Source organism: Peribacillus sp. NPDC058002, assembly GCF_042886655.1.
Taxonomy (GTDB): Bacteria; Bacillota; Bacilli; order Bacillales; family DSM-1321; genus Peribacillus; species Peribacillus aracenensis.
Map to the genome: position 1 here is coordinate 1 of NZ_JBHVQU010000026.1, position 11,016 is coordinate 11,016.

An 11,016-nucleotide genomic window follows, 5' to 3' on the forward strand; every position below is an offset into this window, starting at 1 on the left:
ATATATAGTGTCGGATTAAATATTTCAACTACTATATATCGTGTTTGTTTTGAATGACTTTTAATTTTGTCAAACGATAAATCAATTAATATAGTTAGCAAAAGGGAGGAAAATGTCGATTTACGATAATTTTTCATCAGATTTCAATTAATTTGGACCTTGCTTTTTCCCCATCCCTTTTAGGGCTTATCCCTGCAAGGGATACCTTATTTGGTCAAAAAATCTGAAAAAACTTTTTTCTTTTATCACTCTTATTATCCCACTTCTTCTATCTCATGAAATTCCATTCATCGCTTTCATATTTACTTTCTGCAATGGCATTCACTTCCTGCAATTGCTTTTCGGTTAGGACGTATGGCTCTAAATCGATCGAAAGTCCTTCGGCAAAACCTTTTTCAAAAGCTTCTTTCGCTTCAGGGATGGTAACCTTTCTTCCAGCAATATCATTTATGGCCACAGCTTTATTTTTTAAGTTTTTTTGCATTCTCTCTTTAACCCTGTCATTTGAGAATTTAAATACGCTAAAAAGCTTATCATCATCAAGATCAAGCAAAATGGACCCATGCTGAAGGATGACGCCTTTTTGCCTGGTTTGAGCGCTGCCAGCGACCTTCCTGCCCTCGACGACCAGTTCATACCAGCTTGGAGCATCAAAACAGACGGAAGACCTGGGCGATTTTAAAGCCTCTTTTTCCTGATTGGTTCGAGGCACGGCAAAATAAGCATCCAATCCCAGATTCCTGAACCCCATTAATATTCCTTCAGAAATGACACGATATGCTTCAGTAACGGTAGTTGGCATTCCCGGATAGGATTCTGGAACGATTACGCTATAAGTCAATTCATGCTCGTGCAGTACCGCTCGTCCTCCTGTTGGCCTGCGAACAAAACCAAGGCCCTGCCTTTTGACCTCTTCCAAATCAATTTCCGCTTCAGCCTTTTGAAAATAACCAATCGACAATGTTGCTGGATCCCAGCCGTAAAAGCGTATGATTGGCGGAATTTCACCTTTGCTTTGCCAGTTTAACAGTGCTTCGTCCAAAGCCATATTAAAACCCGGTGAACAATACCCCGAATCTATAAAACCCCATTTTTCTTTAGTCATCCTTACCCCTCGTTTCAATAGACTGTTTTTCAATCCCCCACAAAAAACTCACATGTAGTAGTTTAACAGACTTTAACACTCTAAAAAAGAACGTGCTATCAAGTCGATGAAGAATTTGATGAAAATTCTTTTTGATTATTGGGTAAAGCAATTATATAATAAGGATTGTCTGTATTCGTTAAGGTAGAAGGGAGTTTTTATGTTTGGAAATATTATATACACTGCTCATCATCTTGGGAGTGGTTATTGCGTATTCACTTTTTAATTGGTACCGCCAGCGTAAAATCGTTAAAACATTAACACAGGACGAATTTATCGCTAACTACAGAAAAGTGCAGCTAATCGATGTGCGGGAACCGAATGATTTCGATAATGGTCATATCTTAGGCGCAAGAAACATCCCTATGACTCAAATGAAAACCCGCTTGGTCGAAATTAGGCCGGACAAGCCTGTATATTTGTACGCTCAGAGCGAAATCATCAGCGGAAGAGCTGCAGCCATGCTATACAAAAAGGGCTACAGGGAACTTTTTCACCTAAAGGGCGGTTTCAAGATGTGGACCGGGAAAATCAAAGCAAAGAAATAAGACCCATATCCGCATGGGCTCTTTTAAATTAAAAAGACTTCTTGTGCATCACACGGGCTTTAGGGAATGAAAGTTAACTGTTGAACTTTAATGAACTCTTACATAAACATGAAAAAATCCCCGCCGGCAGGCAGGGATTTTTTTTCGTGCAAGCTATCAGTCTATGCTTGATAACGCAGAACAGGTTTTCTTGCAGCAAGAGTTTCGTCAAGCCGCTTTATAACGGTTGTATGCGGAGCTTCCTGAACGATTTCCGGGGTTTCTTCCGCTTCCTTGGCAATCTGGATCATCGCATCGATGAACGCATCCAGCGTTTCTTTCGACTCGGTTTCAGTCGGTTCTATCATCATTCCTTCTTCTACGTTCAACGGGAAGTAAATGGTCGGAGGATGATAACCGAAATCCAGCAATCTTTTGGCTATATCGAGAGTCCTTACCCCTAATTTCTTTTGACGGCGTCCGCTTAATACGAATTCATGCTTACAATGACGATTATATGGTAAGTCAAAAAATGGTTCCAACCTACGCATCATATAATTGGCATTGATGACCGCATTCTCGGTGACGGCTTTAAGACCATCAGGCCCCATTGACCGAATATACGTATATGCCCTCACGTTTATCCCAAAATTACCATAATAAGGTTTTACCCTGCCGATGGATTGCGGACGATCATAATCAAGAACGAATTGTTCACCTTTTTTGACCACAAGCGGTTTAGGCAAGTAAGGAATCAAGTCCGACTTCACCCCTACAGGACCAGAACCCGGGCCGCCCCCGCCATGCGGGCCTGTGAATGTTTTATGGAGATTTAAGTGAACCACATCAAAGCCCATATCACCCGGTCGTGCTTTTGATAGAACTGCATTCAGGTTGGCTCCATCATAATAAAGCTTCCCACCTGCGTCATGGACAAGTTGGGCCATTTCCAAAATATTTTCTTCAAACAATCCCAATGTATTGGGGTTCGTCAGCATCAAGGCCGCGGTATCCGGTCCGACAACACGCTTTAAATCCTCAAGGTCGACTAACCCATTTTCATCCGACTTCACTGTAATCGTTTCAAGCCCGGCAACAGTTGCAGAGGCAGGATTCGTACCGTGTGCAGAATCAGGTACAATCACTTTAGTCCGTTCTGTATCGCCATTCGCTTCGTGAAAAGCGCGAATCATCATCAATCCAGTCCATTCACCGTGAGCACCTGCTGCAGGCTGTAATGTCACTTGGTCCATCCCGGTGATTTCCGTTAAGTGTTCCTGCAAATCAAATAATAGTCCCAATGCTCCCTGAACAGTAGCCGGATCCTGATATGGATGGATATGGGCAAAACCGTTGAAGCGCGCCACATTTTCATTTATTTTCGGATTATATTTCATCGTGCATGAACCCAGCGGATAAAAACCCGAATCCACCCCATGATTCCGCTTGGAAAGTGCTGTATAATGACGCATGATATCAAGTTCGGACACCTCAGGAAGTTCTGCCTCTTCTTCACGGATGTAGTCGGCAGGAAGGATTTCTTCGAGCGAAATAGTTGCAACATCCATTTCTGGCAGACTGTATCCGATTCGACCGGAAGTACTGATTTCAAAAATGAGTGATTGATCTTGATTATTCATGTTGATCCCCCAATTCCTGCGCAAGTGCATCAATTTCTTCTTTAGTTCTAAGTTCAGTTACCGCGACCAGCATATGATCTTTCAGCTCAGGATAAACCGTCCCTAAATCGAAGCCGCCGATCATCCCTTTTTCAAAAAGGTTTTTATTGATTTCTGAAAACGAAGCAGGCAGTTTAATGACAAATTCATTAAATGAAGGACCGTCGAATATCACTTCCACCCCTTTTGCCATAATTGTTTTTTTCGCATAATGCGCTTTTTGAATATTTTGCACAGCCATTTCTTTGACACCCTTTTTCCCAAGCGCGGTCATTGCGACAGAAGCTGCCAAGGCATTCAAAGCTTGATTGGAACAAATGTTGGATGTGGCTTTGTCACGGCGGATGTGCTGTTCACGAGCTTGAAGGGTCAGTACAAACCCCCTTTTACCATTTTCATCCACCGTTTGACCGACGAGTCGGCCCGGAACTTTCCGAACAAGTTTATTAGTAACGGCAAAATAGCCACAATGAGGTCCCCCAAATGCCGCTGGAATGCCGAATGGCTGGGCATCCCCCGTTACGATATCTGCACCGAGTGCTCCAGGGGATGTCAAAGCTCCCAATGCAAGCGGGTTACTGGAAACGATAAACATGGACTTGACACCATGAATGATTTCCTCCATTTCTTTCAATGGCTCGATGCGGCCAAAAAAGTTCGGATATTGCACGATCACTCCTGCAATGTCATCATTCGCCAATTCGCTTAAAGCAGCTAAATCCGTCACACCGTCTTTATAAGGAATTTCGACCACTTCCACCCGTTGCCCTTTCGCATATGTCTTCACAACTTCCCTTGATTCAGGATGAACGGTTCCTGAAATGAGAATCTTCTTGCGCCGCGTCTGGCCTGAAGCAAGCATGGCTGCTTCGGCTAGCGCCGTCCCGCCATCATACATGGAGGAGTTAGCTACATCCATTCCCGTCAATTCGCATATCATCGTTTGATATTCGAAGATCGCCTGAAGCTCGCCCTGTGAAATTTCTGGCTGATACGGTGTATAAGCCGTATAAAACTCAGAACGGGATAAAACATGATCGACGATGACCGGTGCGTAATGATCATAGACACCCGCACCAAGGAAGGAAGCATAGTTTTTAAGGTCCGCATTCTTGGCAGCTAGCCTTGATAATTCTTTCATTAATGCAGGTTCCGATTTAGCAGGCTTAATATCGTATTCTCCTTGAAAGCGAACGCTTTCAGGGATATCATTGAAAAGTTCTTGAGCAGAAGATACCCCTATAACTTCCAGCATTTCTTGTTTATCTTGCTCTGTCATGGGTAAATAACGATGTTTCATCTAATGACCATTCCCCTCTATTTACGTGGTTTTTTATAAAAAGGTGTTTGTATGATAACGGCTTTCAAACGCTTGGAACGGATTTCCACTTCGACTTCCGCATCCAGTACCGAAAATTCCTTATCGATAAGTACCAATCCCACGTTTTTCTTCAATGTGGGTGATTGGGTACCGGTCGTGACCTCACCAATGACTTTATCACCGCTGTAGATCTTATACCCATGACGCGGAATGCCACGGTCAATCATTTCAATTCCCACAAGCTTGCGGGGAGCTCCATTCTCCTTTTGCTCAGCAAGAACGGCTTTCCCGAAAAAGTCCACTTCCTTATCCACTTTCACTGCAAAACCAATACCGGCTTCTATCGGGGTGATGTCCGCTGAAAGCTCCTGCCCATACAGCGGCAGCTTCGCTTCAAAACGCAGGGTATCACGAGCACCTAAACCAATCGGCTGAACCCCCTCTTCCTTTCCGGCTTCCATAATCGCCTTCCAAAGGGCAGGACCATTTTCACTGTCACTATATATCTCAAAACCATCTTCACCAGTGTATCCAGTACGGGATACCAACGTGGAGATACCGTTAATCAGGACATTTTCCTTGAACTTGAAAAATCCAATTTCACTTAAGTCAGTATTTCCCGATAGTTTTTGTAATATCTTTTCTGCAGATGGTCCTTGAAGTGCCAGCTGTGTATAGTCACTCGATACATTCGTAATTTGGACATCTTCCGTTAAATTAGCTTGAAGCCAATTGAAATCTTTTTCTGTATTCGCTGCATTGACCACGAGCAGATAGTCGTCCTCTGCCCTTTTATACACGATAAGATCATCAACCGTGCCTCCGTTTTCATAACACATGGCGGTATATTGGGCACCGCCCTGCTGCAGCTTTGATATATCATTAGTCAGCATCTTCTGTAAAAAGGAAAGGCTTCCAGGACCCTTAACATCGACTTCCCCCATATGGGAAACATCGAATAACCCCGCTTTTGTACGTACGGCTTCATGTTCGTCCTTAATACCCGAAAATTGGACAGGAAGTTCCCAGCCGCCAAAATCGATCGTTTTACCTCCGTATTCACGATAAACCTCAAATAGTGGTGTTCTTTTTAAATTGGTCAAAAAATGACCCCCTTCAGATTTTTTTTAAAAATTGATTGGCTTCATTATCAAAAGCTTCTTGTCATTTCGCATCAGGTATATCCTGATTCATGATGTGAAAAAAGCACAAAAAAGGACAGAGAAAGCCCATTTGAGCTTTTTCTCTGTCCTGAAACCTGAAAGTTTACCTATGTAATAGGTTTTCCCCTTTGGTGGCCGTCCCAAAACGGGCGGCGCTCTCCAGAGTTGCGTCCAATAAGAGTTCTTTTGCCTGAGAGATTCACTGCTAAGTTTGCTCCTTCGGCGCTACATCCGTAGTCTCTCCCCTTATCTTCACCCGCATATGAATGGTTCGCCAATGAAAGGAAGCGAAATAGCCCCAAGCATCGGTAAAACCTTTGAGCATCATGGAATGCATTCTCTGCCAATTCTCCTAAAACTTCAGAAACCGTTTGAGTGTCTCCTTCAGTAATCTTGGATAAATTAAGAGCCTATAGCCCATACTAAGAAAACGCGAACTGCAAAATAGATGTACAAAGATTCTTTGTAGCGTTTGGAAATTGAATTTTCTAAATATACTTATATCCTACCCTAAGAAACTTATCTCTGCAATATCTTTTGAAGAGAAATATTTTTCTTACTTCACATACGAAATGTTCGGGTTTTGACCCTTTATTAAGGAAATTATGATTTAAGAGGGAGTTATTTCTATGAAAATCAATATATCCTTCAATTCTGAATGGAATGACGAGCTTCTGCAAAAAATGGAAAATGACGGTCCATGGGGAAATTGGGATCTTTATAAGTTGGCGGTTCAAATGGAGGAAAATCTTATCATCCCTGATTTTGAAGGTTTACAGGCGCCCAAGCACCTTCCGCAGTTAACCCCGCTTCCCCATCAATTGGAAGCAGCGAAGCAAGTGGTGGAAAAGATGAATGGAAAGGCCATTTTAGCTGATGAGGTGGGGCTCGGAAAAACAATTGAAGCAGGCTTGATCCTAAAAGAGTATATGATTAGGGGCCTTGTAAAAAAAGTATTGATCCTTGTTCCAGCCTCCCTTGTCACACAATGGGCTTTTGAATTGAATACCAAGTTTCATATACCTGCAGTTGTTCAGAGAAAAAGTTATGTTTGGGAATCCTGTGATGTAGTCATTTCATCCATCGATACAGCTAAACGCGCTCCACATCGAGATATCATTTTCACTCAGGAATATGACTTCATCATTATTGATGAGGCTCATAAACTTAAAAATAATAAGACGAAGAACTATGAATTCGTCCAAAATCTGAAAAAGAAATTTTGTTTACTCCTGACAGCCACTCCGATTCAAAATAAAGTCGAGGAGATTTTTCACCTCGTTTCGTTATTGAAACCGGGCCACTTGGGAAATGCTTCGCTCTTTTCGGAAAAGTATAAAGGGAAAGGCCGCAACATCATTGAAGATGAACACCTAAAGGAACTGGTCAATACTGTCATGATTCGAAACCGGCGGGCCGATACTGGCATTGAATGGACAAAACGGCATGTGGAAACCATCACCATTGAATTTTCTCCAACGGAACAGGCATTGTATGATGCTGTTTCCAAATTCAAGCCTATTTCGGATGGATCAAAAGGAAGCGCCTTTTCGGCTCTCACCCTCCAAAGGGAAGCATGCAGCAGCAGAGAGGCGGTCTTTTATACTTTAAAGAATATGAAAGAAAAATATGATCAGCCTTCCCCTGACTTTTTGGCAAAGCTTGATGATTTATTTTCTAAGGTGAATGAAACAGTTCAAAACTCCAAGGCTGAAAAAGCTTTGGAACTGATCAAGAAAATTGATGACAAAGTGATTATCTTTACCGAATACCGGGCGACTCAGCTATATCTCCAATGGTACCTTCAGCAGAATGGAATTTCTTCGGTTCCTTTCCGAGGCGGTTTTAAGCGCGGAAAGAAAGACTGGATGAGAGAATTATTCCAAAAGAATATACAGGTATTAATTGCAACAGAAGCTGGCGGGGAAGGGATAAACCTTCAGTTTTGCCATCACTTGATTAATTTTGACCTGCCATGGAACCCCATGAGGCTCGAACAGAGAATTGGACGGATTCACCGCCTTGGTCAGGAAGAAGATGTAATGATTTATAACTTTGCCACGAAAAATACAGTAGAAGAACATATTCTGAAGTTACTATACGAAAAAATAAATTTATTTGAAAAAGTAATTGGAGAATTGGATGATATTCTAACCAAACTGGATATTAACAATATTGAAGAATATTTAATCGATGTGGTCGGCGAGTCCAAAACAGAGGGCGAAATGAAGATCAAGATGGATAATTTTTCATCATTAATCCAATTCGCCCAATCCATGAAGGAAGGTGAGGTTCATGCAGCAACGGGAAATTCATGATTTTTTAAAAACTTACTTTAAGGCCAACGATTGTGAAATACTGGATAATGCGCCGGCCCACCTTACAGTCCAATTGACGATTGAAATGGATAAAGAATTGATGAATAGACCCTTTTATTGGCATTATCTAGAAAAAACAGGTGGCGTTCCGAACCCAGCACAGATGACTTTCATTACCGATCCCGAACAGGCTCCAGCCGATTTAAAGGGAGAAATGATTCATTTTGGCTCCCCACGCCTACATCAGATTATTCAATCAACCAAAAAGCTGGCAGGGTATACTAGACTTTTTGAGGATGCTCCTCCACCAAAGGGCGGCGGAAATAATCCTTTGTTTCCTTGGCTGACCCTGAATGTGAAAATATCCTATCAATGTGACCGTAAAAAAGATACTTTCATGTCGATCGGATTGAATTTAATCTCGGGTGAAATCATGGAAGGGTTTCACCATCGGGTTTTACCTGTAAAGGTCACCCCAAAAATACCGGATTACTCCTTTACGCTTTCACCTTTAATCATGCCCAAGAGTGGATTGGCAAGACTGGATACATACATCAGGACCAGTTTCGAGGATGATGACCATTCCTGGGCGGAGGAAGCAATGCTGCGCTGGCAGAATGATTTGAATTTATTGGAGCATTTTTACAAGGATATGGACGAAAAAAGTGAGAGTTATTATACCGAGAAAGAAGCACTAAAAGCCCAATATGAACCCAACATCAGAATATCCATCATAAACGGAGGATTATTTTACCTGTCAGATAGGGCATTGGGATAAGTATAGAACGAAAAGAAACAGATGTCCTAAGTTCGGGACATCTGTTTCATTTTTTGATATTTTTCCTTACGAACATCGACAAAGCAAAAGGGACAATGCCAAACCAATGGGACATACCATGATTTTTATCCTCTTTTCTGTGACGGCGCTTTTCTTTTCGTTCTTTTTTCGTCAGATTAAAATACTCGACAAGCTGCTGCGTCAGATATTTTATATAAGCGTTTGTAGACATTTAAAATCATCACCCTATGCAAAGTATGCCCGGTTTACGCTCCTTTTATTCCTTCGCTTGTACCCTGAACACGTGAACCTGTCGCGTTCCATTTAAAAAAAGTTTTGATTTTCGTATTACACAGCCTGCTTTTCCAACCATTCCTTCACTTGCCCAGCTTCTTTATCGTATTGAATGATGACCCTCCCCTCGCGATCATTTTTGGTCGTGGAAGAAAACTCGATATATACGTAAGGACCTTCTTGTTTCATCAAGGAATACCGCACCACACCATTGGGATATGAAATTTCCCCCTGGATGATTTTTGGAATCTCTTCGCTCCAATCTGCCGTCACATCCTTGATGGCTAGATGGACAAGGTGGTCGGCCACAAGCGATTCTTCCACTTCTTTATAAAACTTTTTATCAATGATAAACTGGTCTATCATTAGTATCGTGAACATGATGAAAACACTCGCTACAATCATGACCATCGGGAAAACGACTCCTTTCTGATTATTCATCGACTTTCGCAACATTCCTAATGAATGGGTGAAATCTTCGACTGAAAGTAGTCCCTGCTTTATCCGTTATATTTATTACAATGGCGCCGCCATCCTTCTCAACCTGAAATTCAGAAATGTTCTGCAAGATGACCTCATGCCCCATTCCATTCACTCGTCTTCGGACCTTATCTTCATATTGTTCATACGATGATAATTGCTCACCTGAAAGCAAATATAATTTATTTCCCATTACATCCTGAACTTTGGAACTTCGGACCTCCTGCTTCATTTGCATGGTAAAGACCTCCCACTCTTTAGGATGCAATTTATCAACGAATCCCATTTGGGTGTGAATGATAGAAAAAAGCTGTAGAACAAAAAGGGACGTCGTCATTAAAATCATTAAAGAAAAAAGCATTTCGATCATCGTAAAGCCATCATTTTTTCGCAGCATCACAAATGGATTCCAGATTACCCGATTCATCTTCATAACGTACACACCCTTCAATCATTCCCGGGAAATCCCCATGGTCCTTCCAAACCAATTCATAGGATCTTTTTTTATAAATGATCTCCTGACCAACTGCTTCTATCTCCCCATCCATGAACGCCGTCAATCTTTCATATAATAAATGGTGGGCTTCTGTCCTTACGGCAATATCTTTCCGATCCATCAATAACACTTCAAGAATTGGCAAAATGGCAAGGACCAGGAATATACAAACGGCAAAAGCGGCTATCAGCTCAAGGTAGACGTAACCTTTACAATTTCTCAATCCTGAACCTCCCTTTACCGATATTGAGGATCAGCTTGTACTTTCCCTTTGAGGTGTCAATCATAATCGTTCCGGCTTTTGAAGCATTTCCATACTGATTAAAATGAAAGCTGAACCCCAAAGTGCCACTTAAAAACTTTATATCCTTAGGTATGCTTCTCTCTAGGACGACCCCTTCCTTATATGACGAAACGGTATAAACCTTTTGGGTATTATCAATATGGAGGTAAATCAAGCTCTCATGACTGATGGCATACTGTTGTGCATAGAAAAGATCCTCATGGAATTGAGAAAGGAATAGCCTATTTTCCATTCCTTTTGTGAAGCTAGGATATAGATTAGGACCGATGGAGATCAGGAGTACAAAAATAACGAGGACAATGAGGGTTTCAGATAGTGTATACCCCCCACTGGAATGCCGTATTTTCGCTTCTCTCCTACTCAACGACCGTTATCTTCCCTTTACTATCCAAACTAATATCATCCCCATTAGGACAGGATGTCTGTTTGAGATAGCCTTGACTTTCCAATTCACCGATACTTCCGGGCAGTTTAGCATTGTCGATCTCATAAGCCTGTACCTGTGCTTGGGC

The 11,016-nt window shown here is 41.9% G+C and carries 12 protein-coding genes, 1 pseudogene and 2 riboswitches; of the genes and pseudogenes, 3 read left to right on the top strand and 10 right to left on the bottom strand.

Translation table 11 applies throughout. The annotated features are described in order from the left end of the window. Window positions 1-268: 268 nt before the first annotated feature. The gene (locus ACFVSH_RS07630) at window positions 269-1,105 is read right to left on the bottom strand and encodes a lipoate--protein ligase family protein (protein WP_387597909.1); all 837 of its coding nucleotides are present in this window, start codon (window positions 1,103-1,105) and stop codon (window positions 269-271) included. Between the two features lie 203 nt (window positions 1,106-1,308). Between ACFVSH_RS07630 and ACFVSH_RS07635 the strand changes: the two genes are divergently transcribed. Continuing rightward, window positions 1,309-1,692, top strand: a complete 384-nt coding sequence (locus ACFVSH_RS07635) for a rhodanese-like domain-containing protein (RefSeq protein ID WP_076365383.1) — start codon at window positions 1,309-1,311, stop codon at window positions 1,690-1,692. Between the two features lie 161 nt (window positions 1,693-1,853). Here the strand turns inward: ACFVSH_RS07635 and gcvPB are convergent, their stop codons facing one another. The 3 genes from gcvPB to gcvT are packed head-to-tail and all read right to left on the bottom strand — an operon-like array spanning window position 1,854 to window position 5,774. Next, entirely contained in the window at window positions 1,854-3,311 is a 1,458-nt protein-coding gene (gcvPB, locus tag ACFVSH_RS07640) for an aminomethyl-transferring glycine dehydrogenase subunit GcvPB (RefSeq protein ID WP_387705449.1), read from the bottom strand. Next, window positions 3,304-4,650: an aminomethyl-transferring glycine dehydrogenase subunit GcvPA gene (gene gcvPA, locus ACFVSH_RS07645; protein WP_387705451.1), complete on the bottom strand. Its 1,347-nt coding sequence runs from the start codon at window positions 4,648-4,650 to the stop codon at window positions 3,304-3,306. The genes gcvPB and gcvPA overlap by 8 nt, the downstream gene beginning before the upstream one ends. Before the next feature lie 17 nt (window positions 4,651-4,667). After that, window positions 4,668-5,774, bottom strand: a complete 1,107-nt coding sequence (gene gcvT, locus ACFVSH_RS07650) for a glycine cleavage system aminomethyltransferase GcvT (RefSeq protein ID WP_387597915.1) — start codon at window positions 5,772-5,774, stop codon at window positions 4,668-4,670. Window positions 5,775-5,915: 141 nt separating this feature from the next. Then, window positions 5,916-5,999, bottom strand: a riboswitch (glycine riboswitch). A gap of 3 nt (window positions 6,000-6,002) precedes the next feature. Next, window positions 6,003-6,090: riboswitch (glycine riboswitch) on the bottom strand. 373 nt (window positions 6,091-6,463) lie between these two features. On the opposite strand from gcvT, the gene ACFVSH_RS07655 reads away from it, so the two are divergent. Together ACFVSH_RS07655 and ACFVSH_RS07660 are read left to right on the top strand one after the other, a co-directional pair. Beyond that, entirely contained in the window at window positions 6,464-8,152 is a 1,689-nt protein-coding gene (locus tag ACFVSH_RS07655; RefSeq protein WP_387705453.1) for a DEAD/DEAH box helicase, read from the top strand. Continuing rightward, a complete protein-coding gene (locus tag ACFVSH_RS07660) occupies window positions 8,130-8,930 on the top strand; it encodes a YqhG family protein (protein WP_387597920.1) in 801 nt (266 codons plus the stop codon). The genes ACFVSH_RS07655 and ACFVSH_RS07660 overlap by 23 nt, the downstream gene beginning before the upstream one ends. Before the next feature lie 46 nt (window positions 8,931-8,976). On the opposite strand, the gene ACFVSH_RS07665 is transcribed toward ACFVSH_RS07660, so the two are convergent. The 6 genes and pseudogenes from ACFVSH_RS07665 to ACFVSH_RS07690 form a co-directional block, all read right to left on the bottom strand. Next, a complete protein-coding gene (locus ACFVSH_RS07665; protein WP_063233067.1) occupies window positions 8,977-9,162 on the bottom strand; it encodes a YqzE family protein in 186 nt (61 codons plus the stop codon). 116 nt (window positions 9,163-9,278) lie between these two features. Further along, on the bottom strand, window positions 9,279-9,665 hold the full coding sequence (gene comGG, locus ACFVSH_RS07670) for a competence type IV pilus minor pilin ComGG (protein ID WP_387705455.1): 387 nt from the start codon (window positions 9,663-9,665) through the stop codon (window positions 9,279-9,281). Further along, the gene (gene comGF / locus ACFVSH_RS07675; protein WP_387597924.1) at window positions 9,658-10,137 is read right to left on the bottom strand and encodes a competence type IV pilus minor pilin ComGF; all 480 of its coding nucleotides are present in this window, start codon (window positions 10,135-10,137) and stop codon (window positions 9,658-9,660) included. The genes comGG and comGF overlap by 8 nt, the downstream gene beginning before the upstream one ends. After that, a complete protein-coding gene (locus tag ACFVSH_RS07680) occupies window positions 10,085-10,423 on the bottom strand; it encodes a hypothetical protein (RefSeq protein WP_387597927.1) in 339 nt (112 codons plus the stop codon). Before ACFVSH_RS07680 ends, comGF begins: the two co-directional genes overlap by 53 nt. Continuing rightward, window positions 10,410-10,868: a competence type IV pilus minor pilin ComGD gene (gene comGD, locus ACFVSH_RS07685; protein ID WP_387597930.1), complete on the bottom strand. Its 459-nt coding sequence runs from the start codon at window positions 10,866-10,868 to the stop codon at window positions 10,410-10,412. The genes ACFVSH_RS07680 and comGD overlap by 14 nt, the downstream gene beginning before the upstream one ends. Further along, a pseudogene (locus ACFVSH_RS07690) lies at window positions 10,861-11,016 on the bottom strand (competence protein ComG); the annotation flags it as partial. The pseudogene ACFVSH_RS07690 and the gene comGD, both read right to left, overlap by 8 nt.